The following is a 23,997-nucleotide window of genomic DNA, read 5'->3' as shown; positions in this document are numbered from 1 at the left end:
CCGTCCGATACAAATTTACACATTTATTATCAGTCGGTTGCATCTGTCTCATTATTTGCTCAAACAGCTTTTAATAAGGTTGAACATCCTGTAGGAGAAAACGAGTTAACTTCGCCAGCTTGCAAGGTGTTTATCCTGTCGCCTACTCACTGACTACGTGAAAAGCATACTCACTTGGGGGCAGGCGATTTTTGATCTGGATCACTAAAGTGACTTGCTGACACCTTTCAGCAGGCCGTTTATGAGATTGGTTATCATTAACCCGTTTTATTTAACAAAATGTGCGAATTTTGGTCGGATTGACCCCTATTATTTTTAACATCAGCATGAATCACTGCTTATATTAAAAAATCTGGTGGTACGCGCTAAAAAGTCTCGTGGAATCCCAGCGGCAATTACAGTACATTAGCGCCCATTGAAACCTTCCTCTTCTGGCGTGTTGTGCGGAGTTCTGCGTGAGCCAATCTCTGTTAGATCTTTCAGGCTATATCAAATTTTTCGTCGGGCTATTCGCATTGGTTAACCCAGTGGGGATCTTGCCGGTCTTTATTAGCATGACCAGCTACCAAGCCGCCGCCGGTAGAAACAAAACCAATATGACCGCCAACCTGTCGGTGGCCATTATATTGTGGACAGCTTTATTCCTCGGCGACGCCATTTTGCATATCTTCGGCATCTCTATTGATTCTTTCCGTATCGCGGGCGGCATTCTGGTGGTGTCCATTGCGATGTCGATGATCAGCGGGAAGTTAGGCGAGGATAAACAGAACAAGCAGGAGAAGTCGGAAACGGCGATCCGCGAAAACGTCGGGGTTGTGCCATTGGCGTTACCTTTAATGGCGGGGCCGGGTGCCATCAGTTCGACCATTGTCTGGAGTTCACGTTTCCACGGTTGGCAGAACCTGTTGGGTTTGACCGTAGCCATTGCGCTCTTTGCTTTCAGCTGTTGGTTGCTGTTCCGTGCAGCACCTTTACTGGTGAGACTGCTTGGACAGACCGGCATTAACGTCATCACCCGTATTATGGGCTTGCTGCTGATGTCACTGGGTATTGAGTTTATCGTGACCGGGATTAAAGCTATTTTCCCTGGTCTGCTGCAATAATATTCTTCGGGCTACTCTTTATCTTTCTAAACATTCGGTTATTGGTGCCTACAGTATTAACTTTGCTAATAACCGAATGCCTCAATATAGTGCAACTAATGACTTATTTATGACCAGTTGCACCTAAATGTGGCTTAAACTCCTTTCCTGAGCCTATTTATAACTCAAACAGCTATTTCTATACGTTTCCTTCCCCAAAAAATCCCTTTTTTATGACTTTCTCTGCCCGAATCGATGTTAATTTAACCACATCATTCTGTAGGGCTTGTGCATGCTGTATCGAGATGTTATTAGTGTTTACTCTGTCAGAAACAGCCATTTATTCTTCAAACCTACAAAATGTTAACTTTTTGTATCAGTCGAATTTTTAAACAGAAGCGTAAGATGGCTGTAGGTTATAAATCGATTAAAACAGAATAAAAGCAATAAGTTAGATAAGCATCCCTTACTGGCATGCCAGACGGCTAAATGACTTCGAAGCCCAGTAAAGGAGAAACGCGTAACATTTTCGCAAAATTTATTGGCGCAGTTAACAGGCTTCTGATAATTTTCGGGACGTCTTCACAAATGGAAAGTTGTTTCGGGCTTATGCCGAAGTGAGAATGGATCTTGCAAAGAGATTTAAATTTAGCAATTTCATTTGTTGTTGGAGAATGTCGTGGTCGAAACTTTGCATCCTTACAGAGCCAACGCGCTTTTAGTGTCACTGCTTTTCCCAAAAGCACTCCTTGGCACTGTTGATGCATGTCTTCGTTTAAGTCAGAAACGCTGCACATTAGTTCCCATTAAAATTCTTTTTTCAGGCTGCTAAAAACTGCAGTCCGAGAGTGTTCGTCTGAAATTGCATTGTTAAGTCAAATTAAGCATTAGCCTGCCGTGTTTGAAAAAGGTATTACCACACTGCGTGAAATACTAATCAACAGGGCGAGCAAAAGGAGAGGGGTCTTCCTTAAAGGATCTCTGAAGATGAAAGACGATTAACAGTCTCAAACTTCAAAAGTTAGAAATGTAGTAGGGGATAGTCGTCTTATTCACAGCGACTAAATACATGCGGTTTTTCTATCGGGTAATTCGTTCCTGCCCGCGATTAACCAAAAGCCCAGCAAGGGTTTATCTTGCTCCATCGTGCGCAAGTTCATAATAAAAACTGGAGTTGAATATAAAATGACCAACATCACAAAGAAAACTATCCTCGCTGCCTGCGTATTAGCAGCATTGGGCGTGGCGACCGCGGGAAGCGCTTTTGCTGCTACCGTTCCAGCCGGTGTGCAACTGGCTGACAAACAAGAACTGGTTCGTAACAACGGTTCTGAAGTGCAATCCCTTGACCCACATAAAGTGGAAGGTGTGCCAGAGTCCAACGTTATCCGTGACCTGCTGGAAGGCCTGGTTAACACCTCTAACGCTGACGGCCACGTGATCCCAGGCGTAGCTGAAACTTGGGACAACAAAGACTTTAAAGTGTGGACTTTCCACCTGCGTAAAGACGCTAAATGGTCCAACGGCGACCCAGTGACTGCTGCGGACTTCGTTTATAGCTGGCAGCGCCTGGCTGACCCGAAAACTGCATCCCCATACGAAAGCTACCTGCAATATGGTCACATCGCTAATATCGATGACATCATTGCCGGTAAGAAAAGCCCTGACACTCTGGGCGTGAAGGCTATCGACGACCACACTCTGGAAGTGACTCTGACTGAGCCAGTTCCTTACTTCGTTAAAATGCTGTCTCACACCGCGATGAAGCCGGTAAACAAAAATGCTGTTGAGAAATTTGGCGACAAATGGACTCAGCCAGAAAACTACGTGAGCAACGGCGCTTATAAACTGAAAACCTGGACCGTCAACGAACGTATCGTTCTGGAACGTAACCCACAATATTGGGATAACAAAGACACTGTTATCAATCAGGTAACTTACCTGCCAATCTCTTCAGAAGTGACTGACGTTAACCGCTACCGCAGCGGCGAAATCGACATGACTTACAACAACATGCCGATCGAATTGTTCCAGAAACTGAAGAAAGAGATCCCAACTGAAGTCCATGTTGACCCATATCTGTGTACTTATTATTACGAAATCAACAACCAGAAAGCGCCATTCACCGACGAACGCGTTCGTGAAGCTCTGAAACTGGGTCTGGATCGCGACATCATTGTTGAGAAAGTTAAAGCACAGGGCGACCTGCCAGCTTACGGCTTCACCCCGCCATACACTGACGGCGCTGACGGCAAACTGACTCCTCCAGCCTGGTTCAAAGAAACTCAGGATCAACGTAATGCACAGGCGAAGAAACTGTTGGCAGAAGCCGGTTACACCGACGCTAAGCCATTGACCTTCAAACTGCTTTACAACACGTCTGACCTGCATAAGAAGCTGGCAATCGCCGCAGCGGCAATTTGGAAGAAAAACCTGGGCGTTAACGTTCAGCTGGAAAACCAAGAGTGGAAAACCTTCCTGGATACCCGTCATCAGGGTAACTTCGATGTTTCTCGTGCGGCATGGTGTTCTGACTACAACGAACCTTCATCCTTCCTGAATATGCTGTTGTCTAACAGCAGCAACAACACGGCTCACTATAAGAGCGCAGCCTTCGACAAAGCGATTGCTGACACTCTGACTGCCAAGACTGACGAAGAGCGCGCTTCTCTGTACCAGAAAGCTGAACAGCAACTGGACAAAGATTCCGCCATCGTGCCTGTTTATTACTACGTGAACGCCCGTCTGGTGAAACCATACGTGGGTGGTTACACCGGTAAAGATCCACAGGACAACGTCTACGTTAAAGATCTGTACATTATCAAACACTAATTAGTGTCTGGCAGGGCATCCCCGAGATGCCCTGCCTATTTTTGATAAAGGTATCGTTCTTGGCGCTGACCGTTTCAGCGCTGAAGCAGAGAGCCACCGTCGTAATATTTTTATTATTACGGCGATAAAGCCAAAACTATCAAGCTGTAGTGCAGGCTTAGAAACAGGTACGGGCAATGTTAAAGTTTATTTTACGCCGCTGTCTGGAAGCGATTCCGACGCTATTCATCTTAATTACCATCTCGTTTTTTATGATGCGTCTCGCACCGGGAAGTCCATTTTCAGGTGAGCGTAATCTTCCGCCAGAAGTTATGGCGAACATTGAGGCGAAATATCACCTCAATGATCCAATCTATAAGCAGTACTTCAACTATTTAGGGCAACTGGCGAAAGGTGATTTCGGCCCGTCGTTCAAATATAAAGACTATACCGTTAATGATCTGGTCGCCGCCTCTTTCCCGGTTTCCGCGAAATTGGGTCTGGCAGCTTTCATTATGGCGATTGTATTTGGTGTCTCTGCCGGTGTTATTGCCGCGCTTAATCAGAACACTAAATGGGATTACACGGTAATGGGGGTAGCCATGACCGGCGTTGTTATCCCGAGCTTTGTGGTTGCACCTTTATTGGTGCTGATTTTCGCCATTACCTTGAAGTGGTTACCGGGCGGCGGGTGGAACGGCGGTGGGATCAAATTTATGATCTTGCCAATGGTGGCTCTGTCACTGGCCTATATCGCCAGCATCGCGCGTATTACCCGCGGTTCAATGATTGAAGTCTTGCACTCCAACTTTATCCGTACAGCGCGTGCCAAAGGTTTACCGCTGCGCCGCATTATTATGCGCCACGCGTTGAAGCCTGCACTGTTGCCGGTACTGTCCTACATGGGACCTGCCTTCGTCGGTATCATCACCGGCTCAATGGTTATCGAAAGCATTTTCGGATTGCCGGGCATCGGCCAGCTGTTTGTTAACGGTGCACTTAACCGTGACTACTCGCTGGTTCTGAGTCTGACCATTTTGGTTGGCGCACTGACCATCTTGTTCAATGCGATCGTCGACGTGCTTTACGCCGTTATCGATCCAAAAATCCGTTATTAATGCTGGAGCTTATCAATGATGTTAAGTAAGAAAAACAGCGAAGCTCTGGAAAACTTCACCGAAAAGATGGAAGTTGAAGGCCGCAGCTTATGGCAGGACGCGCGTCGCCGTTTCATCAGCAACCGCGCGGCTGTCACCAGTCTTATCGTGTTGGCAGTGATTGCGTTATTCGTGACCTTCGCGCCAATGATTTCACAATTTGCCTACGCAGATACTGACTGGAATATGATGTCAGCTGCGCCGGACTTTGCTTCTCACCACTATTTCGGTACCGACTCCTCGGGCCGTGATTTGCTGGTACGCGTGGCCATCGGCGGGCGTATCTCTCTGATGGTGGGCGTGGCGGCAGCACTGGTCGCGGTTATTCTGGGCACCTTATATGGCACAGTTTCCGGCTACCTTGGTGGCAAAATTGACTCTGCGATGATGCGCTTCCTGGAGATCCTCAACTCCTTCCCATTCATGTTCTTCGTTATCCTGCTGGTGACCTTCTTCGGCCAAAACATTTTGCTGATTTTCGTCGCTATCGGCATGGTTTCATGGCTGGACATGGCGCGTATCGTGCGTGGACAGACCCTGAGCCTGAAGCGTAAAGAGTTCATCGAAGCGGCGCTGGTGAGCGGGGTGTCTACCCGCAACATCGTTCTGCGCCACATCGTACCAAACGTACTGGGCGTGGTGGTGGTTTACGCCTCCCTGCTGGTACCGAGCATGATCTTATTCGAATCCTTCCTCAGCTTCTTAGGGTTGGGTACGCAAGAGCCGTTAAGCAGTTGGGGTGCGTTGCTGAGCGACGGCGCCAACTCTATGGAAGTTTCACCTTGGTTACTGCTGTTCCCGGCAGGCTTCCTGGTTGTAACTCTGTTCTGTTTCAATTTTATCGGCGATGGCCTGCGTGATGCCCTCGACCCGAAAGATCGTTAAGGAGTGCAATCATGAGCACCATTGAACATTCAACTTTCGCGTCACCGGCGTCCGTTGACGGCAAAGCGCCGCCAATCCTGCTTGATGTGAAAGACCTGCGCGTCACCTTCGGCACGCCAGACGGCGACGTGACGGCAGTTAACGACCTGAACTTTGACCTGCGTGCTGGTGAAACACTGGGCATCGTAGGGGAGTCCGGCTCGGGCAAATCCCAGACCGCGTTTGCGCTGATGGGACTGCTGGCCAGCAACGGCCGCATTGGCGGTTCGGCTAAATTTAATGGCCGTGAAATCTTGAACCTGCCGCCGCGCGAGCTTAACAAGCTGCGTGCCGAGCAGATTTCGATGATTTTCCAGGATCCAATGACCTCGCTGAACCCGTACATGCGCGTTGGCGAGCAGTTGATGGAAGTCCTGATGCTGCATAAGAATATGAGCCGTCGCGAAGCCTTCGACGAGTCAGTGCGCATGCTGGACGCGGTGAAAATGCCTGAAGCGCGCAAGCGCATGAAGATGTTCCCGCACGAGTTCTCTGGCGGTATGCGCCAGCGCGTGATGATTGCCATGGCGCTGCTGTGCCGACCAAAACTGCTGATTGCTGACGAACCGACTACCGCGCTGGACGTGACCGTTCAGGCGCAGATCATGACCTTGCTGAATGAGCTGAAAAGCGAGTTCAACACCGCCATCATCATGATCACCCATGATCTGGGCGTGGTTGCCGGGATCTGTGACAAAGTGCTGGTGATGTACGCCGGGCGCACCATGGAATATGGTCAGGCGCGCGACGTGTTCTACCAGCCGTCTCATCCTTACTCTATCGGCCTGCTTAATGCCGTTCCTCGTTTGGATTCCGAGGGTGGCATGATGACTACCATTGCCGGTAACCCGCCAAACCTGCTGCGCTTGCCAAAAGGCTGCCCATTCCAGCCTCGCTGCCAGCACGCGATGGAAATCTGTAACACCGCACCTCCACTGGAGCGTTTCGGTGAAGGGCGTTTACGCGCCTGCTTTAAGCCGGTCGAGGAGTTGGTATGACAGATCACACAGTAATTCACAGCCCGTCCAAGCACGAAGCGCCACCAGACAAAAAAGTTCTGCTGGAAGTGGCGGATTTAAAAGTCCACTTTGATATCAAAGATGGTAAGCAGTGGTTCTGGCAGCCATCCAAAACCCTGAAAGCGGTGGATGGCGTGACGCTGCGCCTGTACGAAGGGGAAACTCTGGGTGTTGTGGGTGAGTCAGGCTGCGGCAAATCGACCTTCGCCCGCGCCATTATCGGTCTGGTGAAAGCCACTGACGGCAAAGTGGCCTGGTTGGGTAAAGACCTGCTGGGCATGTCTGCGGCGGAGTGGCAACACACCCGTAGCGACATTCAGATGATTTTCCAGGACCCGCTGGCATCGCTTAACCCGCGCATGACCATCGGCGAAATCATCGCCGAGCCGCTGAAAACCTATCACCCGAAAATGCCTCGCTCTCAGGTTAAAGAGAAAGTGAAGGCGATGATGCTGAAGGTTGGCCTGCTGCCAAACCTGATCAACCGTTATCCGCACGAGTTCTCCGGCGGCCAGTGTCAGCGTATTGGTATCGCCCGCGCGCTGATCCTCGAGCCGAAGCTGATTATCTGTGACGAGCCGGTTTCAGCCCTCGACGTGTCGATTCAGGCGCAGGTGGTGAACCTGCTGCAAGACTTGCAGCGTGAGATGGGCCTGTCGCTGATCTTCATCGCGCATGACCTAGCGGTGGTGAAACACATCTCTGACCGCGTACTGGTGATGTACCTCGGTCACGCCGTGGAGTTAGGGACATACGATGAGGTGTACCACAATCCTCAGCACCCTTACACCCGCGCATTGATGTCAGCCGTGCCGGTTCCAGACCCGGACAAAGAGCGCAATAAAGTGATTCAGCTGTTGGAAGGGGACTTACCGTCGCCAATCAACCCGCCGTCAGGCTGCGTGTTCCGCACCCGCTGCCCGATTGCTGGCCCAGAGTGCGCAGTAACTCGCCCACTGCTGGAAGGCAGCTTCCGCCACGCCGTCTCTTGCCTTAAAGTGGACCCGCTCTAAGCCACTGGAGTCACTCTTGAAGCATAAAAAAACCTGCCCATGGCAGGTTTTTTTTATCAAATCTATCCCCAAAATCATTCGACCTGAATCAAGGCGGCAACGGCATGAACTCTGGGAGCATACATCAGTATGTGACCGGGGTGAATGTCGGCGGCCAACGCCGAGTTAGGTTGAAGGATGCAGGGGGATTATTCTTTCCACAAAATATGGCACAGCTTGTGGTCTTTTTCGCGGCACAGCAGAACGCGCGCGAAAATATCATTAATCGGCTGATCTTCAGCGTCGGCCAGCCCGATAACCACTTCGGCGAAGAAGTCCGGGTTCAGGTCGAAATCGACGTGCTCAACCCAATCTTCGGCCGGGTCATACAGCTCGGCGCCGCCGCGCTCTTCAAATTGCAGATTGAAGATCAAGATATCCGCCGGATCGAGATTGTCGCCCGCCAGTTCCAGAAAAATGTCGTAGGCTTGCTCAAGGGTTTCGTCTTCGGTCAGGCGGTTATTTAAATCCATAACGTTCCCATCAATAAATGTTAATCAGTAAAAGTGTGTCTCGCGCTATTAGAACATTCTCGCTGCGGCTTTTACAGCAGCGGGCTGAAAAAGTAGAACAGCCGTTCAATAATGCGATGCCAGAATGGGCGTTTTAACCAAGCCTCGACGTCCAGCAGGTGCGATCGGGCGATATAGTCGGCCTGAACCTGCGCCAAATCGTTGCCAAAGCCGTCATCATCAATTACCAGCGTGATTTCGAAGTTCAGCCACAGGCTGCGCATATCAAGGTTCACGGTGCCGACCAGACTCAGTTGGCCGTCGACCAGAATGCTCTTGGTGTGCAGCAAACCATCTTCGAACTGGTAAATCTTCACACCGGCTTCCAGCAGCTCGTTGAAGAAGGCACGGCTGGCCCAGCCAACCATCATCGAGTCGTTTTTCATCGGCATCACGATGCTGACGTCAACCCCGCGCTGGGCTGCGGTACAAATCGCATGCAGCAAATCGTCGCTCGGCACGAAGTAAGGGGTAGTCATCACCAACTGCTCGCGCGCCGAATAGGAGGCGGTGAGTAGCGCCTGGTGGATCATATCCTCAGGGAAGCCCGGACCGGAGGCGATAACCTGAATGGTGTGGCCGCTCTCTTGCTCAAACGGCATCTGATTGACGTCAGGCTCCGGCGGCAGAATGCGTTTGCCGGTTTCGATTTCCCAGTCGCAGGAGTAGACGATGCCCATGGTGGTCGCCACCGGGCCTTCCATACGCGCCATCAAATCGACCCACTGACCCACGCCCGCGTCCTGTTTGAAATAGCGCGGATCGACCATGTTCATGCTGCCGGTATAAGCCACATAGTTGTCGATCAGCACCACTTTACGGTGCTGACGCAAATCCATGCGGCGCAAGAATACGCGCCACAGGCTGACTTTCAGCGCCTCGACCACTTCGATACCGGCGTTGCGCATCATGGCGGGATAAGGGCTGCGGAAGAAGGCGACACTGCCCGCGGAGTCGAGCATCAGGCGGCAGTGAATACCGCGACGCGAGGCCGCCATCAGGGATTCGGCCACCTGATCGACCAAACCGCCGGGTTGCCAGATATAGAACACCATCTCGATGTTATGCCGCGCCAGCTCAATATCGCGCATCATGGCGTGCAGGGTGTCGTCACTGGTGGTCAGCAGTTGCAGCTGGTTGCCTTTCACGCCCGCGATGCCCTGACGGCGTTCGCAAAGCTGAAACAGTGAGCTGGCTATCTCGCTATTTTCGGTGGCGAAAATGCGATGACAGCCTTTGAGATCATTCAGCCAGCGCGCGGTAGAAGGCCACATCGCCTTGGCGCGTTCTGCACGCCGTTTCCCAAGATGCAACTCCCCAAACGACAGGTAGGCGATAATGCCGACCAACGGAATAATATAAATGATCAGCAGCCATGCCATAGCCGAAGGCACCGCGCGGCGCTTCATTAAAATGCGCAGCGTCACGCCGGCAATCAGTAACCAGTAGCCAAAAATAAGAAGCCAGCTAATTACCGCATAAAAAGTTGTCATTGGGCGAAAAGTCCTGTTCGCAAGCCGTTGGGAGAGTGTACGCAGAGTCGGTGAAAGGGGAAACTTTTTAACGACTTTAAACCTTTCAATCAATCAGCTACCTCTGAAATCATTATCAGAAACCGTGAATTTCATCTGATTGTCATCAAGGTTAGCTGATAACTGACACATTAGGGTGAAACAGGGCTTGGATCACAATTTCATCGGCCTATAATGTGCACGCATTCTGCGTTTTAAAACGCAGGGAAAGTTGTCAACGGGAACAATGTGCATGAAACGTAGTAAGAATGAAGTAGGGCGCTGGCGCATGCTACGCCAGTCTCAGCGCCGCAGAAGCCGCTGGCTGGAAGGTCAATCAAGACGTTATCGCCACATCTACCGCATTCGGCAGATTCACCATCAGCAGCATCAACGTCTTTCTTTATATGCCGTTACTTATGAATGGCGCTCGTGATCACTGTGATTTCGGTTGAAATAAAGCACCGCATTTCGGGCAGACCAGCGTTGAATTCTTGCGCACTTTGGTGCTCATTTGTTCACTCACCGCTTTGCATTCCGGGCAGGTGACTTTAGTTTTCTGGCTAGAAAGAAACTTCAATCCGTCGAAGAATGACATAGTAGCTTACCTCTGGGGTAGGGAGAGGCAGTCTAACACAGCCACTGCTCGTACACTGTGATTGCTTTAGCGTCTGTGACATATCCCTGAGTACAAGCAAAAAAAGAGGCCACCTGAGTGGCCTTTATTATTTCAAGCGCGGTGTTTAGAAAACGCGCTTAAACGGCTTCACGGTCACGCTTTTATAAACGCCGGCGGCAACGTAAGGGTCAGCATCGGCCCAGGTCTGAGCATCTTTCAGGGTTTCAAATTCAATGATAACCACTGAACCAGTCATGCCTGCCGCGCCCGGATCTGCACTGTCAATTGCAGGCGTTGGGCCAGCGACGATCACGCGGCCTTCATCATGGAGCTTTTGCAAACGTTCGACGTGTGCAGGACGCGCAGCGGCACGTTTTTCCAAAGAGTCGGGTACATCTTCAGAATAAATTACATAGAGCATGCATCACCTTTAAAATCATTAGCTTTAACAGGGAATAACGCGAAATGCCTGTCATCACGGCAGGTGTTAACACCATAGCGAAACCCGTAGTCGCTGGAAAGTGCTTTGCGTTGGATCAATTCAGCTTTGATTTGAGAATAGTTGTCATTGCGGTGTTGAATATGATTGCTATTTGCATTTAAACTTGCGGCTTCACGGGGAAACAGACTCATTATGCCGCTAAAAAAGTTTAGATTTGTTCGCAAGGTCACACTGCCACTGGTATTTTCTGTCGCCTTCCACAGCGCGGTTATTGGCGCCTTGCTTTATGTCACCATGAAGGACGCCGTGACACTGCCCAAACAAGAGCAGCAGGTCATGAGCGTGACCATGGTGAACCCAGCGGATTTCGCTCCGCCGCCGAAACCACAGGTGCAGCCGCAACCCGAGCCAGAAGTGAAGCCGGAACCGCCACCGCCGCCAGAGGCGGTCGCGCTTCCTGAGCCGAAGCCAAAACCTAAGCCGGTCAAAAAGCCGGTTGAGAAGCCTAAGCCAAAAGTTAAACCTGTTGAGAAGCCGGTGCAGAAGGTTGAGAAGCCGAAAGTCACCGATGACGCGTCGCCGTTCAACAACAGCAAGCCGGACGTCAAGCCTGCGGCCCAGCCGCCAGCGCAGTCTACGCCAAGTGCCAGCAGCGGGCCGCGCCCGTTAGATCGCTCTAAGCCACAGTATCCGGCCCGAGCCTTCGCGTTGCAGATAGAAGGGCGTGTGCGGGTGCAGTTTGACGTGGACAGTGACGGTCGGGTAGATAACATCCGCATTCTGTCCGCCGAGCCGCGCAATATGTTTGAACGCGAGGTGAAACAGGCGATGCGTAAATGGCGCTATGAGCCGAAAGCCGCCAACAATCTGGTAGTCAACTTGGTGTTTAAAATCAACGGCGGATCCACCGTCGAGTAACATCGCCGCCAAGTAAAAAACAAAAAGGTCGCCTCTTAGGGCGACCTTTTTGTTTATGGCGCGGCTTGAACCGGCGGCTTAGTCCTGCGAAACGCCGTCAGAGTCTACGCTGAAGTTGCTTCTGCCATCTGGCAGTTTGCGTGACTTGCCTTCATCATCCACGGCCACGTAGGTAAACACGGCCTCGGTAGCGCGATAGCGCTGACCAATAGGCTCAGAAGAGACCTTCTTCACCCACACTTCCACATTGATGGTAATCGAACTGTTACCGGTTCGAATACAGCGTGCGTAACAACATACAACATCACCTACAGCGACGGGCTTCAGAAACGTCATGCCATCAACACGGACAGTCACCACGCGGCCTTTAGCGATTTCCTTCGCCTGGATCGCGCCGCCCATGTCCATTTGTGACATCAGCCATCCGCCAAAAATATCACCGTTAGCATTGGTATCCGCTGGCATAGCCAGTGTACGCAACACCATTTCACCATTAGGTAAGCTATGTTTTTCGTTCATTGAGTTGCTTCACACTGAATTAATCAAAATTAAGGTCTTTCAAGAAGAAAGACCCATGCAGGAGAATGCTTATTTTTTTTCTTCGTCCGGCATATGCCGGTAAATGTAGACCCCACTCAGCAGGGTAAAGACCAGCGTGAGCACGGTCAGGCCGAACACTTTGAAGTTAACCCATACTTCTTGCGGTAACCAGAAAGCAACGTAAATATTTGCTAATCCGCACAGCAGGAAGAAGATTGCCCAGCTGACGTTCAGCTTGTTCCAGACGTGATCCGGCAGGGTCAGTTCTTTGCCTAGCATGCGCTGAATCAGCGGCTTTTTCAGGATCAGCTGGCTGACCAGCAGTGCGCCGGAGAACAGCACGTAAATCACCGTCACTTTCCATTTAATGAATTCGTCATTATGGAAGACCAGCGTCAGGGTGCCGAAAATGGCGACCATGGCGAAGGTGATCAGCGTCATTTTCTCCACTTTACGGTATTTAATCCACGTGAAAATCAGCGCGAGGGCGCTGGCGACAATCAGCGCACCTGACGCGTAATAAATGTCGTAAAGCTTATAAAAAACAAAAAAGACCACCAAGGGAAGAAAATCGAGGAGCTGCTTCATACTTCATTCCATAGCTAATGTAGGGTTTGACTATACCGGAATCATTTCTTCGACAAAAGAAAAGGGCGCCAGAGCACCCTTTTGTCATCGCCGAGATTAGGCACGCAATTTGGAGTACAGACGGAACAAGTAGATCAGCAGGAAAGCTGAGATCAGGTTGCTCAACGTACTCAACACAATGGTCGCCGCCATGGTTGGCAGGGCGCTCAGATGGCTCACCGCCAGCAGTACCAGCATCTTGGCAGCCAGCCAGAACATAATCGCTGGCAGCACCAGGCGCGCATTGCTAAAGGCCAGCTTGCTGCTGACTTTAATCGACTTAAAGACGCCCATTCTTTCGACGCTGCTAATCACCGGCGACAGCGAAACCGCCACCGCCACCAGCACGCCCGGCACCACGAACAGGGTGATACCCAACTGCACCAGCAAGGTACAGAGTAACATCAGGCCCAGCAGGCGAGGCAGGATTGGCGCGGAAGCACCAATTGAGCGCAGGGCGCTGGTGCGCATCCCACTGGACACCATCTGAATCAGCGTCAGCATGCCGCCCACTAACAGCACATTGCCGACCAGCGCTGAGAAGGTGGCCGCACCGGAGACTTTCAACAGCACCATCTGCTGTTCAGGCGACATGTTCTGAATAAGTTCCTGAAGGCTCATGCCTGCGGTACCGGACAAATCATCGCTGTTAGCACTCAGCAGGCTGAGCTGTTCAGCGCTTGGAGTGAAAATCTGATTCAAAATGACGGTGATCAGCGCGGTCAGTAACGCCAACAGCAGGATGCTGGTGAACTGATTACGCAGGAAATTGAAACTGTCACGGTACAAGGTATTGGCCGCGATAGGCATGAACGCTCCTTGGCAAAATAATCAAAAGACAATCAGGCGGGGATTGTACCCTGTAATGTGAACAGGTGGCACCCCGCCATAGGTTATCTCACTGATTTCTTATCAATCGACGTGATAGCTAACCGGATCCGGCATGATGGCTGCGGCCACCAGTGACAGAGGGATCTCCATCTCCAACGGCGGTAAACCATATTTGGCCCGCGCGCGATCACAGGATTCGTTACCCACGCCGTTCAAACCCGATTGGTCGAACTCACGACAGGGCGTCGGGCGATTGAGGTAAATAGAACAGGAAACGGATTGGCCAATCTCACCCTCCAGCGCCACGCAGCGCGGAGATTTACTGTTGGTGCCTTGCATACAACTTAGAAAGGGGGTGACTTGCTCAGTTAAAGCCTGGGGGACCACGCCACCGGCTTCTTCAGATTCAGCCCAATAAAAGGAAACGCGGAAGTAAGCGCAGCATGCGCCACAGGATACACAGGGATTGTTAATTTCGCTCATCTTGGACGCCACCGACTCCTCACGGCACTGACCCAAAACCAACCTAGGAGCAAGCAAATTACTCAGGCCATTTTTTTTAAGCAATAGATATTTATCAAGGTTGAGAGGTAGCAGGTGAAGGGGTTATTTTGATCTAGATCAATTCCTTGTTTTTTAAAGGTTTAGAATGAATTGCGAGGGATGCATTTTCTAAATAAATCATTTAAAGATGTGACCCGACACGGATCAATCCCTAACCCAGAGTAGGTATATTCGTGCAGGTGATAAATCCACATAAAGGGAATGGATATGAAAGCAGCATCTTGGGTTCTTCTCGCGGCGGCAGTTCTGCCGTCAATCGCCAGTGCAAATCAGGCTGGAGATATCATTTTCCGCGTTGGTACCGCAACGGTACGGCCGACCGAAGGGTCAGACAACGTAATGGGTCTGGGATCGTTCAACATTGATAACAATACTCAGATGGGGTTAACGCTGGGGTATATGTTTACCGACAATATTGGCGTGGAGTTACTGGGCGCCACGCCTTTCAAGCATAAAGTCGGTTTAAACAGCACTGGCACCATTGCTGAAGTGAAACAGCTACCGCCTTCATTAATGGCGCAATACTACTTTGGCGACCGTCAGGATAAATTGCGTCCTTATGTCGGTCTGGGTGTCAACTACACCACCTTCTATGATGCTGATTTCAACCAAACCGGTCGCGATGCCGGATTGTCAGATTTGAGTGTTAAAGACTCGTGGGGCGTGGCGACGCAGGTCGGGATGGATTACAACCTGAACGACAACTGGCTGCTGAACATGTCGGTCTGGTGGATGGACATCGACACTGACATCAAATTCAAAGCAGCAGGGGAAGATCAGTCAATCCATACGCGCATCGACCCTTGGGTATTTATGTTCGCCGCGGGTTATCGTTTCTGATCCATCCGTCTGGTGTAAATATCCAAAAAAAGAGGCGCTCTCAGCGCCTCTATGATGTTTGACGTTGTGCATCAAAACTTGGGTTATTTCACCCGCGTATCATTTTCAATTGATTTCACACCCGCCACGCCACGCGTCACTTCCACTGCGCGATTCGCCTCGGCCGTTGAGGTCACAAAACCACTCAACTGTACGCGGCCTTTGAAGGTTTCCACGCTAATTTCACGCGATTTAATGTTTTTGTCGGCCAACAGTGCAGACTTAACTTTGGTGGTCACCACGGTGTCGTCGATATAGCCGCCGGTCCCTTCAGATTTCTGGGTAGGAGCACAGGCCGCAACGGACATCACTACCACCGCTGCCATGCAAAATGCTGACAAAGTCTTGAATAGCTTCATAAAATAACTCTCCATGCTAGGTTTGAAACTCACCATTTATCATTCATAACGCGCACTTCCCGCGCGGTCACTCAAACAGAACGGATCCTGCGGGTAGTATGATTGTGGTGTAAGGTCGCCGGATATACAAACTCATCAAGATAAAAAAAGCACGTTCCGTCTCATTTTACTTATAAAGAAACAAGGCCTTATCCGCGCAAACAGATAAGGCCTTGGGCTTTAAAGCGTGGGAATGACTTAAGCGCGAGTCGCGGCTTTCATCTCACTGGTGAAGCGCGAGAGCTGGGCCAGCATTTCGGACGGCTGGTGGAGATTGTTTTCGATGATGCGCACGGTAGCCGAGCCGGAGATAGCGCCTGCTGCACCAGCGGCCAGCGTCTCTTTGACCTGAGAAGGTTCAGAGATACCGAAGCCCTGCAGTGGCGGAGCCGCGTTGTATTCACGCAGCTTATCGACCAAGTGGTTCAATGGCAGCAGGGCGCGTTTCTCAGTCCCTGTCACCCCTGCGCGTGACAGCAGGTAGGTGTAACCCCGGCCGTGGGAAGAGATTTCGCGCAACAGGTCATCTGAGGCGTTCGGCGGGCAGATGTAGATTGGCGCGATGCCGTGGCGCATGGCTGCGGCACGGAATGGCGCTGACTCTTCAAACGGCACGTCGGCGACCAGCACGGAGTCCACGCCCACTTCGGCGCAGCGCTGATAGAAAGTATCAATGCCGTTGTGGAACACCAGATTGGCGTACATCAGCAGGCCAATGGGGATATCCGGGTGCTTCTCGCGGATGCGTTGCAGCATGCCAAAGCACTGGGTTGGCGTAACACCGGCGGCGAAAGCGCGCAGGTTTGCATCCTGAATGGTCGGGCCGTCGGCCAGGGGGTCAGAGAAGGGAATACCCAGCTCTAAGGCGTCGGCACCGGCTTCAATCAGCGTATCGATGATAGACAGCGACAGCTCCACGCCCGGATCGCCCAGCGTAACGAAGGGAACGAAAGCGCCTTCTTTTTTGCTTTCCAGACGCTTAAATAATTGTTGATAACGTTCCATTAGATTTCTCCCCGCGCGGACAGGATGTCGTGGACGGTAAAGATGTCTTTATCACCACGGCCAGACAGGTTAACCACCAGAATTTGCTCTTTCTGCGGCGTCTCTTTGATCAGTTTCAGGGCATAAGCCAGTGCGTGAGAGGACTCAAGCGCCGGGATGATGCCTTCGCTGCGCGACAGCGCTTTGAACGCGTCCAGTGCTTCATCATCAGTGATTGAAACATAGTCGGCACGGCCAATGCTGTTCAGGAAGGCGTGCTGTGGGCCGACGGATGGGAAGTCCAGACCGGCGGAAATCGAGTAAGACTCTTCGATTTGGCCTTCTGACGTCTGCATCATTGGGGCTTTCATGCCGAAATAGATACCCACGTGGCCGTGTTTCAGCGGCGCGCCGTGCTGCCCGGTTTCAATCCCCAGACCTGCTGGCTCAACGCCAATCAGCTTAACGGTGGTTTCATCGATGAAGTCAGCGAACATGCCGATAGCGTTGGAACCGCCGCCCACGCAGGCAATCACTGCGTCTGGCAGGCGACCTTCGCGCTCAAGCATCTGCGCCTTGGTTTCTTCGCCAATCATGCGTTGGAATTCACGCACGATGGTTGGGTAAGGGTGCGGCCCTGCCGCCGTGCCGAGCATGTAGTGCGCGGTTTCATAGCTGCCAGACCAGTCGCGCAGTGCCTCGTTACAGGCATCTTTCAGCGTGGAGGAGCCGCTGTGTACTGGAATGACTTCCGCGCCCATTAAACGCATACGGAACACGTTTGGTGACTGGCGCTCAATGTCTTTGGCGCCCATGTATATGCGGCATTTTAGGCCGAGCAGGGCACAGGCCAGTGCTGAAGCCACGCCGTGTTGACCCGCGCCGGTTTCGGCGATGATCTCAGTTTTGCCCATGCGCTTCGCCAGCAGAGCCTGACCCAGCACTTGGTTGGTTTTGTGCGCGCCGCCGTGCAGCAAATCTTCACGCTTGAGATACAGCTTGGTCTTGGTACCGGCGGTCAGATTTTTGCACAACGTCAGGGCCGTCGGACGACCCGCGTAGTTCTTCAGCAGGTCGATAAACTCGGCCTGAAACTCCGGGTCACGCTGGGCGCTGACGAAGGCCTCTTCTAATTGGGTAAGAGCGGGCATCAAAATCTGCGGAACGTACATACCGCCGAATTCGCCGAAGTAGGGATTTAGTAAAGTCATGTTATTCCATCCTGTCTGTCAATTTTTTCATCGTCACGGGGAGATTAATAAGCCCGTAACGTCTGGAATACCGCAGTGATCTTGTCAGCATCTTTGATGCCCGGCTCGCGTTCGACGCCGGAATTAAAATCCAGCCCCGCGCAGCCTAGCTGGGCGGCTTCAACGCAGTTATCTGCGCCTAGCCCACCGGCTAATAAAACGTTGCTCAGGTTTTGTCCGACCAGCTTGCTCCAGTCAAAACGCTGGCCCGTGCCGCCTTTGCCGTTGTCGAGCACATAGCGGTCGACCTGATTCAGTTCGCGCGCTGGCATGCTCTCTTTGACGCTCAGCGCTTTCCAAATCTGGCACTCTGCCGGAAGAAGCGGGCGCAGGCTGTCGATGTAGCTTTGATCTTCGCTGCCGTGCAGTTGAACGGCGGCGAGCTGTAAGTTTTTAGCGATGTCGGCCACGCTGTCTGGCGCGTGGTCGCGGAACACGCCGACGTATTTCAGCGGCGCGCCGGCCTGCACGTCGAGGGCTTTATCGAGCGTGACGTAGCGCGGAGAGGCTTCGACGAAGATCAATCCGCCGTAAATGGCTCCCGCCTGATGGGCGACCGAGGCGTCCTGCGGACGAGTCAGGCCACAGACCTTATTATCGCCTAAGGTGACGCGGCGCACTGCGGCGCTCAGGTCAGGTTCGGACATCAGGGCGCTGCCAATCAGAAAACCATTGGCGAAGCGGCTCAGTTCGCGGATTTGACCATAGGTGTTAATACCTGATTCGCTGATCACCGTCACGCCGTGCGGCACGCGCGGTGCCAGCTGGCGAGTGCGGTCGAGGTCAATCGACAGGTCGCGCAGGTCACGGTTATTAATGCCCACCACGCGCGCTTTCAGCTGCACGGCGCGGTCTAACTCTTCTTCATTACTGGCTTCGGTCAAAATACCCAGCTTTAGGCTGCGCGCCACGGCGGCCAGCTGGACATACTGTTCGTCGCTGAGCACCGAGAGCATCAGCAAAATGGCATCCGCCTGATAATGGCGAGCCAGATAAATTTGATAAGGGTCGATGATGAAGTCTTTGCACAACACCGGCTGCGTCACGGCGTTGCTCACCAGCGGCAGGAAATCAAAGCTGCCCTGAAAATACTTCTCATCGGTTAACACCGAGATAGCGGAAGCGTGCTCTTTATAGACGCCGGCAATCTCTACCGGGTCAAAGTTCTCGCGAATGGTGCCCTTGGAAGGGGACGCTTTTTTGCACTCAAGGATGAACGCGGTTCGTGCTCCTTGCAGTGCGTCGTAAAAGTTGCGCTCGCTGGGCTTTATCTCGTTTTGAAAACTCGCCAGAGGTTGCTGTTCTTTACGTGCTGCAACCCAAATTGCTTTATCAGCAACAATCTTGTTAAGCACGGTTTCCTTCTGCATGACTTATCCTCTTGCTGCCAGGGCGGTCACGCGCTGATAGGCGGCTCCGCTGCGAATCACTTCTAGCGCCTGTTGCGCATTTTGCTTTAAATCTTCCTGCCCAAACAGGCGCAGTAGCATGGCGACGTTTACCGCCACGGCGGCTTCGTGCGCCGGGTCGCCTTTACCTTGTAGCAAGCGTGCCAGAATGTCACGATTTTCTTCCGGCTCGCCGCCCAGCAGGGCTTCGAGAGGGTAATTGTCCAGACCGAAGTCCTGCGGCGTCAGCTCATAAGTGGTGATTTCGCCATCTTTCAACTCGGCCACTTGCGTCGCGGCGTGGATCGCCACTTCATCCATCCCGGCACCGTGAACCACGGCGGCGCGTTGATAACCCAAGGTGCGTAGGGTTTCAGCAATTGGGCGCACCAGCTCGGGGCTGTAGACGCCAATCAGCGCCAGCGGCGGTCGCGCAGGGTTGATAAGCGGCCCCAGCACGTTGAACAGGGTGCGGGTTTTCAGCGCCTTGCGTACCGGCATCGCGTGGCGAAAACCGGTATGGTACTGCGGCGCGAACAGGAAGCAGATGCCCAAATCGTCCAGCGCGGCGCGGGATTTCTCTGCCGCCATATCTAACTGGATGCCGAAGGCCGCCAGCAGGTCGGAAGAGCCAGAGCGGCTCGACACGCTGCGGTTGCCGTGCTTCGCCACGCGGATGCCACAGGCCGCCGCCACAAAGGCGCTGGCGGTCGAAATATTGATGCTGTTAGTGCCGTCGCCGCCGGTGCCGACGATGTCAGCAAAAGCGTAATCCGGGCGCGGGAAAGGCTCGGCGTGGGCCAGCAACGCCTGAGCTGCCCCGGCGATTTCTGCCGGTTGCTCGCCGCGCACTTTCATACTGATCAGCGCAGCGGCTAGCTGAGCGGGTTCAAGCTCACCATTCACAATGGCGGTAAACAGCTGCTGGCTCTCCTCCTGTGTCATCACCTGGGCGCGATACAGATTTTCGAGGATGCCGGAAATAGTTTGTTTTTGCATGATCGGCTCCTTACCTTACGCCAACGCCCAGGCCAGCGTCTGTTCCAGCAGACGCGCGCCCTGAGAGGTCAAAATTGATTCTGGATGGAACTGGAAGCCGCACACGCGATCTTCTTCATGACGCACTGCCATCACCATCTCGCCGTAGCGCGCATTGACCACCAGACCTTCTGGGATCTGGCTGCCGACCAGTGAGTGGTAGCGAGCCACCGGCAGCGGGTTGTTCATCCCGGCGAACATGCCTTCGTTGTCATGAGTAATAGAAGAGGCTTTACCGTGCAGGATCTCGCCAGCCTGACCGACATAGCCGCCGTAGGTTTCGACAATCGCCTGATGCCCCAGACAGATGCCGATAATCGGCAGTTGTCCACGCAGGCGTTTCAGTAGTTCTGGCATGCAGCCTGCTTCAGACGGCGCGCCCGGCCCCGGAGAGAGCATCAGCACCGGTTTTTCCAGCTGGCTGAGTTTCTCGATAATCACCTCAGCAGGGATCTGGTTACGGTAAATCACCACGTTGTGGCCGCTGGAGCGTAGTTGGTCCACCAGGTTGTAGGTGAAGGAATCTACGTTATCAATCAATAAGATATCGGCCATCTTAGAACACCTCTTTGGCATTGTGGGCAGTGGCGATGGCACGCAGCACGGCGCGGGCTTTATTACGGGTTTCGTCAGCTTCGGCTTGAGGGACGGAGTCCAGCACCACGCCGCCGCCAGCCTGGACGGTGGCAATGCCGTCTTCGACATAGGCCGATCGGATCACGATGCAGGTATCCAAATCACCCTGCGCCGTGAAGTAGCCCACCGCGCCGCCGTAGCTGCCGCGACGGGTTTTCTCAGAACCGGCGATCAGCTGCATGGCGCGAACTTTTGGTGCGCCGGTCAGGGTGCCCATGTTCATGACGGCCTGATAGGCGTGCAGCACGTCCAAATCGGCGCGCAGGGTGCCGACGACGCGAGACACCAAGTGCATCACGAAGGAGTAACGGTCAACCTTGGTCAAATCCGCCACGTAGCGACTGCCCGGCTCACAGATGCGCGCTAAGTCGTTACGCGCCAGATCAACCAGCATCAGGTGCTCGGCCAGCTCTTTGTGGTCGGTACGCATTTCCAGCTCGATGCGGCTGTCCAGATCGTTATCCAGCGAACCGTCGGCACGGCGACCGCGCGGGCGAGTCCCGGCAATCGGGTAAATTTCAATCTGGCGGTTGGTCGCGTCATATTTCAGCGCGCTTTCCGGCGATGCGCCGAACAGGGTGAAATCGTTGTCTTGCATGAAGAACATGTACGGGCTTGGGTTGTTGTTTTTCAGCGTTTCATAAGCCGCCAGCGGAGCAGGGCAAGGCAGGGAGAAACGGCGTGAAGGCACTACCTGGAAGATTTCCCCGGCGCGAATGCCTTCTTTCATCTTCTCAACCACCGCGCCGAACTCTTCATCGCTCTGATTCACGCTCAGCTGCATGTCAGTCACGTCTTGGTGCGGGATGGCGTGCGGCGGCAATTGCAGCTGGTGTTGCAGCTGCTCCAGACGGCCGTGCAGGCGCTGTTTTTCATCGCTATCTGGCGTGAACAGGCTGGCTTGCAGGCGGCTGCTGCGGTTCTGGTGATCGAGAACCAGTAAGGTTTCGGACAGGTAGAAGCAGAAGTCCGGGCAACGCTGGTCGGCGCGCAGCTGCGGCAGGTCTTCAAAACCGGCAACCAAGTCGTAAGCGAACAGGCCGCCGAGCAGCATAGCTTCGCGCTCCTCTTCCGGGGTTTCCACCAGATCGAGGATGCTGCGCAGAGCGTCGAACACCGAACGTGAACGCAGACGGGCGTCTTCTTCTTGCATCTGGTCGATAGCCGGGAAGGTCAGCTCGCGGCCGTTTGGGCGCACTTCATTCTGCACGTCCTGTGGCAGCGCGGCGTCCATCAGCGGCAGCAGGGACGCGCCGTTCGGGGTCAATGCCTGTACTGAAACTTTGTTGCCAAGGGCGGTAATGCGCAGCGCGCTGTCGATAACCAGCAGGCTTTTCAGATTCTGTTTGCTGCTGATGTCCGCCGATTCGAGCAACAGGGTTGCCGGGCGAGCGCCGCAAAGCTGGTGGAAGATGGCCGTCGGGTCACCACGGTAGCTTCCTTGTACTGTCAGCAGTTCTAAGCGAGGTTTTTGAATTGTCATGATAGTTCCTAAAATTTTTCTACCAAATGGTGAAGAAGACGGCCATAAAAAAGCCCGCGTTCAGCGGGCTTCGGGTATCTGCATGGTCTGTAAACCGAAATGCGTGATCACACCGCCCGCGAAGGGAAGTGGCGCCACCAGCTGAGTAAAGAAATCATTAAAATATTCATCATCAGATACCTTGCGTCATATTTCATATATCGGGCATAAAAGGGTTATCACGTTATGCCGTGAACTTGCGTACTAGTAAACTAGTTCGAGAGGCGATAGTCAACCCTCTTTTTACTCTTTCTCTCGGGAATTGCCATTTGGCAGCCAAGCTTTGGCCGCTATCCCCAAGTATCTCGGCTGATTCAGGCCAATAGGGTTAACCGCAAAGGGTTAACGGGTTATGATAACCGTCGCTTTCAGCAACAGGTTTACAACCCTTACCTTATGACTTTACTTGCCACAGAAACGCCAGAGCTCGGTTCCGCCTTCACTCTCTACGATTTGCACAGCCACACCACGGCCTCCGACGGCTATTTAACGCCCGAGGCGCTGGTCAGCCGCGCGGTAGAGATGCGAGTCGGCGTGCTGGCTATTACCGACCACGACACCACTGACGGCCTTGCTCGCGCCGCTCAGGCCATTGCGGCACAGAATCTGCCGCTGCATCTGGTGAACGGCGTCGAAATCTCGACCCTGTGGGAAAATCACGAAATCCATATTGTGGGTTTGGGCATCGACCCGGCACACCCCGCGATGGTGAATTTACTGGCATTGCAGACTTCATTGCGCATCGAACGGGCACAGGAAATGGGCCGCCGCTTGGAGAAAGCCCGCATTGAAGGGGCATGGGAAGGGGCGCTGCGTTTGGCGCAAAACGGCGCCGTGACCCGCGCCCACTTCGCCCGCTATTTGGTGGAAATCGGTAAGTGCGACACCATTGCGCAGGTGTTCAAAAAGTACCTCGCTAAGGGCAAGACCGGCTACGTTCCGCCACACTGGTGTACAATAGAACAAGCAATTGCAGCAATTCATCAGTCCGGCGGTCAGGCAGTTGTCGCCCATCCAGGGCGCTATGACCTCTCCACCAAATGGTTAAAACGGCTGCTGGCCTATTTTGCCGAGCAGGGTGGAGACGCGATGGAAGTGGCGCAGTGTCAGCAGGGGCCAAATGAACGCACCCAGCTCGCCGCCTTCGCGAGAGACTATAATTTACTGGCATCGCAGGGATCTGATTTCCATCAGCCCTGCTCGTGGATAGAACTGGGACGCAAACTCTGGCTGCCCGCAGGTGTCGAACCTGTGTGGAAAGACTGGACCCAGACCGCGACCATTACAGAATGA

At 53.0% G+C, this 23,997-nt stretch carries 24 protein-coding genes, 1 pseudogene and 1 other annotated feature; of the genes and pseudogenes, 10 read left to right on the top strand and 15 right to left on the bottom strand.

What is annotated here, in order from left to right; genetic code table 11:
- Positions 1–455: 455 nt before the first annotated feature.
- The 6 genes from ACT3RT_RS00975 to oppF all read left to right on the top strand — a co-directional run bounded on the left by ACT3RT_RS00975 (position 456) and on the right by oppF (position 8,006).
- On the top strand, positions 456–1,103 hold the full coding sequence (locus ACT3RT_RS00975; protein WP_353502371.1) for a YchE family NAAT transporter: 648 nt from the start codon (positions 456–458) through the stop codon (positions 1,101–1,103).
- 1,164 nt (positions 1,104–2,267) lie between these two features.
- On the top strand, positions 2,268–3,914 hold the full coding sequence (oppA, locus tag ACT3RT_RS00970; protein ID WP_396130471.1) for an oligopeptide ABC transporter substrate-binding protein OppA: 1,647 nt from the start codon (positions 2,268–2,270) through the stop codon (positions 3,912–3,914).
- 176 nt (positions 3,915–4,090) lie between these two features.
- A complete protein-coding gene (gene oppB / locus ACT3RT_RS00965) occupies positions 4,091–5,011 on the top strand; it encodes an oligopeptide ABC transporter permease OppB (RefSeq protein WP_353502369.1) in 921 nt (306 codons plus the stop codon).
- Positions 5,012–5,026: 15 nt separating this feature from the next.
- Positions 5,027–5,935: an oligopeptide ABC transporter permease OppC gene (gene oppC, locus ACT3RT_RS00960; RefSeq protein WP_034791020.1), complete on the top strand. Its 909-nt coding sequence runs from the start codon at positions 5,027–5,029 to the stop codon at positions 5,933–5,935.
- Between the two features lie 11 nt (positions 5,936–5,946).
- A complete protein-coding gene (locus ACT3RT_RS00955) occupies positions 5,947–6,972 on the top strand; it encodes an ABC transporter ATP-binding protein (RefSeq protein WP_353502368.1) in 1,026 nt (341 codons plus the stop codon).
- Positions 6,969–8,006 carry a murein tripeptide/oligopeptide ABC transporter ATP binding protein OppF gene (oppF, locus tag ACT3RT_RS00950; protein ID WP_051899470.1) on the top strand — a complete coding sequence of 346 codons (1,038 nt, stop codon included), beginning with the start codon at positions 6,969–6,971 and terminating at the stop codon, positions 8,004–8,006. Before ACT3RT_RS00955 ends, oppF begins: the two co-directional genes overlap by 4 nt.
- 188 nt (positions 8,007–8,194) lie before the next feature.
- Here oppF and ACT3RT_RS00945 read toward each other — a convergent pair whose 3' ends face one another.
- Together ACT3RT_RS00945 and cls are read right to left on the bottom strand one after the other, a co-directional pair.
- Positions 8,195–8,518, bottom strand: coding sequence for an HI1450 family dsDNA-mimic protein (locus tag ACT3RT_RS00945; protein ID WP_013575941.1), 324 nt, complete (start codon positions 8,516–8,518; stop codon positions 8,195–8,197).
- A gap of 71 nt (positions 8,519–8,589) precedes the next feature.
- A complete protein-coding gene (gene cls, locus ACT3RT_RS00940; RefSeq protein WP_034791010.1) occupies positions 8,590–10,050 on the bottom strand; it encodes a cardiolipin synthase in 1,461 nt (486 codons plus the stop codon).
- 271 nt (positions 10,051–10,321) lie between these two features.
- Here cls and ACT3RT_RS00935 point away from each other — a divergent pair, with 271 nt between their 5' ends.
- Positions 10,322–10,504, top strand: a complete 183-nt coding sequence (locus ACT3RT_RS00935; protein ID WP_072009887.1) for a YciY family protein — start codon at positions 10,322–10,324, stop codon at positions 10,502–10,504.
- Here the strand turns inward: ACT3RT_RS00935 and ACT3RT_RS00930 are convergent, their stop codons facing one another.
- From ACT3RT_RS00930 to ACT3RT_RS00920, 3 genes are all read right to left on the bottom strand, one after another.
- Complete coding sequence (locus ACT3RT_RS00930; RefSeq protein WP_218586968.1) at positions 10,505–10,666, bottom strand: YnfU family zinc-binding protein; 162 nt, start codon at positions 10,664–10,666, stop codon at positions 10,505–10,507.
- 145 nt (positions 10,667–10,811) lie between these two features.
- Positions 10,812–11,108, bottom strand: a complete 297-nt coding sequence (locus tag ACT3RT_RS00925; RefSeq protein WP_353502366.1) for a YciI family protein — start codon at positions 11,106–11,108, stop codon at positions 10,812–10,814.
- On the bottom strand, positions 11,096–11,320 hold the full coding sequence (locus ACT3RT_RS00920; protein ID WP_353502365.1) for a hypothetical protein: 225 nt from the start codon (positions 11,318–11,320) through the stop codon (positions 11,096–11,098). Before ACT3RT_RS00920 ends, ACT3RT_RS00925 begins: the two co-directional genes overlap by 13 nt.
- 1 nt (position 11,321) lies before the next feature.
- Here ACT3RT_RS00920 and ACT3RT_RS00915 point away from each other — a divergent pair, with 1 nt between their 5' ends.
- Positions 11,322–12,047: an energy transducer TonB gene (locus ACT3RT_RS00915; protein WP_496202379.1), complete on the top strand. Its 726-nt coding sequence runs from the start codon at positions 11,322–11,324 to the stop codon at positions 12,045–12,047.
- Positions 12,048–12,125: 78 nt separating this feature from the next.
- Here the strand turns inward: ACT3RT_RS00915 and yciA are convergent, their stop codons facing one another.
- From yciA to ACT3RT_RS00895, 4 genes are all read right to left on the bottom strand, one after another.
- Positions 12,126–12,566 carry an acyl-CoA thioester hydrolase YciA gene (yciA, locus tag ACT3RT_RS00910; protein ID WP_034791002.1) on the bottom strand — a complete coding sequence of 147 codons (441 nt, stop codon included), beginning with the start codon at positions 12,564–12,566 and terminating at the stop codon, positions 12,126–12,128.
- A 69-nt stretch (positions 12,567–12,635) separates the two neighbouring features.
- Entirely contained in the window at positions 12,636–13,175 is a 540-nt protein-coding gene (locus tag ACT3RT_RS00905; protein ID WP_496202378.1) for a septation protein A, read from the bottom strand.
- 96 nt (positions 13,176–13,271) lie between these two features.
- Positions 13,272–14,024, bottom strand: coding sequence for a YciC family protein (locus tag ACT3RT_RS00900; RefSeq protein WP_396130475.1), 753 nt, complete (start codon positions 14,022–14,024; stop codon positions 13,272–13,274).
- Between the two features lie 102 nt (positions 14,025–14,126).
- Positions 14,127–14,528 carry a YkgJ family cysteine cluster protein gene (locus tag ACT3RT_RS00895; RefSeq protein WP_396130476.1) on the bottom strand — a complete coding sequence of 134 codons (402 nt, stop codon included), beginning with the start codon at positions 14,526–14,528 and terminating at the stop codon, positions 14,127–14,129.
- Positions 14,529–14,816: 288 nt separating this feature from the next.
- Here ACT3RT_RS00895 and ompW point away from each other — a divergent pair, with 288 nt between their 5' ends.
- Positions 14,817–15,449, top strand: a complete 633-nt coding sequence (ompW, locus tag ACT3RT_RS00890) for an outer membrane protein OmpW (RefSeq protein ID WP_353502361.1) — start codon at positions 14,817–14,819, stop codon at positions 15,447–15,449.
- Positions 15,450–15,532: 83 nt separating this feature from the next.
- Here ompW and ACT3RT_RS00885 read toward each other — a convergent pair whose 3' ends face one another.
- From ACT3RT_RS00885 to ACT3RT_RS00860, 6 genes and pseudogenes are all read right to left on the bottom strand, one after another.
- The gene (locus ACT3RT_RS00885) at positions 15,533–15,847 is read right to left on the bottom strand and encodes a BON domain-containing protein (RefSeq protein WP_034790995.1); all 315 of its coding nucleotides are present in this window, start codon (positions 15,845–15,847) and stop codon (positions 15,533–15,535) included.
- Between the two features lie 237 nt (positions 15,848–16,084).
- Positions 16,085–16,891: a tryptophan synthase subunit alpha gene (gene trpA / locus ACT3RT_RS00880; protein WP_485900916.1), complete on the bottom strand. Its 807-nt coding sequence runs from the start codon at positions 16,889–16,891 to the stop codon at positions 16,085–16,087.
- Positions 16,891–18,081 carry a tryptophan synthase subunit beta gene (gene trpB / locus ACT3RT_RS00875; RefSeq protein ID WP_353502359.1) on the bottom strand — a complete coding sequence of 397 codons (1,191 nt, stop codon included), beginning with the start codon at positions 18,079–18,081 and terminating at the stop codon, positions 16,891–16,893. Before trpB ends, trpA begins: the two co-directional genes overlap by 1 nt.
- A 44-nt stretch (positions 18,082–18,125) precedes the next feature.
- The gene (trpCF, locus tag ACT3RT_RS00870) at positions 18,126–19,490 is read right to left on the bottom strand and encodes a bifunctional indole-3-glycerol-phosphate synthase TrpC/phosphoribosylanthranilate isomerase TrpF (protein WP_496202377.1); all 1,365 of its coding nucleotides are present in this window, start codon (positions 19,488–19,490) and stop codon (positions 18,126–18,128) included.
- A 3-nt stretch (positions 19,491–19,493) separates the two neighbouring features.
- A pseudogene (gene trpD / locus ACT3RT_RS00865) lies at positions 19,494–21,101 on the bottom strand (bifunctional anthranilate synthase glutamate amidotransferase component TrpG/anthranilate phosphoribosyltransferase TrpD).
- A gap of 1 nt (position 21,102) precedes the next feature.
- Entirely contained in the window at positions 21,103–22,665 is a 1,563-nt protein-coding gene (locus ACT3RT_RS00860) for an anthranilate synthase component 1 (protein WP_485900912.1), read from the bottom strand.
- A gap of 44 nt (positions 22,666–22,709) precedes the next feature.
- Positions 22,710–22,811, bottom strand: a sequence feature (Trp leader region).
- A gap of 289 nt (positions 22,812–23,100) precedes the next feature.
- Between ACT3RT_RS00860 and rnm the strand changes: the two genes are divergently transcribed.
- Complete coding sequence (gene rnm, locus ACT3RT_RS00855) at positions 23,101–23,997, top strand: RNase RNM (protein ID WP_278879370.1); 897 nt, start codon at positions 23,101–23,103, stop codon at positions 23,995–23,997.

Origin of the sequence: Ewingella sp. AOP9-I1-14, assembly GCF_052375995.1 — a bacterium.
GTDB lineage: Bacteria > Pseudomonadota > Gammaproteobacteria > Enterobacterales > Enterobacteriaceae > Ewingella > Ewingella allii.
Note: the sequence above shows the minus strand (reverse complement) of the source record. Positions and strands in the feature narration are given on the sequence as shown.

Bases quoted from the DNA above. Each gene is read 5' to 3' on its own strand.
- oppA (WP_396130471.1), top strand. From the start codon at position 2,268: ATGACCAACATCACAAAGAAAACTATCCTCGCTGCCTGCGTATTAGCA.
- ACT3RT_RS00945 (WP_013575941.1), bottom strand. From the start codon at position 8,518: ATGGATTTAAATAACCGCCTGACCGAAGACGAAACCCTTGAGCAAGCC.
- cls (WP_034791010.1), bottom strand. From the start codon at position 10,050: ATGACAACTTTTTATGCGGTAATTAGCTGGCTTCTTATTTTTGGCTAC.
- yciA (WP_034791002.1), bottom strand. From the start codon at position 12,566: ATGAACGAAAAACATAGCTTACCTAATGGTGAAATGGTGTTGCGTACA.
- ompW (WP_353502361.1), top strand. From the start codon at position 14,817: ATGAAAGCAGCATCTTGGGTTCTTCTCGCGGCGGCAGTTCTGCCGTCA.
- rnm (WP_278879370.1), top strand. From the start codon at position 23,101: ATGACTTTACTTGCCACAGAAACGCCAGAGCTCGGTTCCGCCTTCACT.
- trpA (WP_485900916.1), bottom strand. From the start codon at position 16,891: ATGGAACGTTATCAACAATTATTTAAGCGTCTGGAAAGCAAAAAAGAA.
- ACT3RT_RS00905 (WP_496202378.1), bottom strand. From the start codon at position 13,175: ATGAAGCAGCTCCTCGATTTTCTTCCCTTGGTGGTCTTTTTTGTTTTT.
- oppB (WP_353502369.1), top strand. From the start codon at position 4,091: ATGTTAAAGTTTATTTTACGCCGCTGTCTGGAAGCGATTCCGACGCTA.
- ACT3RT_RS00860 (WP_485900912.1), bottom strand. From the start codon at position 22,665: ATGACAATTCAAAAACCTCGCTTAGAACTGCTGACAGTACAAGGAAGC.
- ACT3RT_RS00925 (WP_353502366.1), bottom strand. From the start codon at position 11,108: ATGCTCTATGTAATTTATTCTGAAGATGTACCCGACTCTTTGGAAAAA.
- ACT3RT_RS00895 (WP_396130476.1), bottom strand. From the start codon at position 14,528: ATGAGCGAAATTAACAATCCCTGTGTATCCTGTGGCGCATGCTGCGCT.
- trpB (WP_353502359.1), bottom strand. From the start codon at position 18,081: ATGACTTTACTAAATCCCTACTTCGGCGAATTCGGCGGTATGTACGTT.
- ACT3RT_RS00915 (WP_496202379.1), top strand. From the start codon at position 11,322: ATGCCGCTAAAAAAGTTTAGATTTGTTCGCAAGGTCACACTGCCACTG.
- oppF (WP_051899470.1), top strand. From the start codon at position 6,969: ATGACAGATCACACAGTAATTCACAGCCCGTCCAAGCACGAAGCGCCA.
- ACT3RT_RS00885 (WP_034790995.1), bottom strand. From the start codon at position 15,847: ATGAAGCTATTCAAGACTTTGTCAGCATTTTGCATGGCAGCGGTGGTA.
- ACT3RT_RS00920 (WP_353502365.1), bottom strand. From the start codon at position 11,320: ATGAGTCTGTTTCCCCGTGAAGCCGCAAGTTTAAATGCAAATAGCAAT.
- ACT3RT_RS00900 (WP_396130475.1), bottom strand. From the start codon at position 14,024: ATGCCTATCGCGGCCAATACCTTGTACCGTGACAGTTTCAATTTCCTG.
- ACT3RT_RS00955 (WP_353502368.1), top strand. From the start codon at position 5,947: ATGAGCACCATTGAACATTCAACTTTCGCGTCACCGGCGTCCGTTGAC.
- ACT3RT_RS00930 (WP_218586968.1), bottom strand. From the start codon at position 10,666: ATGTCATTCTTCGACGGATTGAAGTTTCTTTCTAGCCAGAAAACTAAA.
- ACT3RT_RS00935 (WP_072009887.1), top strand. From the start codon at position 10,322: ATGAAACGTAGTAAGAATGAAGTAGGGCGCTGGCGCATGCTACGCCAG.
- oppC (WP_034791020.1), top strand. From the start codon at position 5,027: ATGATGTTAAGTAAGAAAAACAGCGAAGCTCTGGAAAACTTCACCGAA.
- trpCF (WP_496202377.1), bottom strand. From the start codon at position 19,490: ATGCAGAAGGAAACCGTGCTTAACAAGATTGTTGCTGATAAAGCAATT.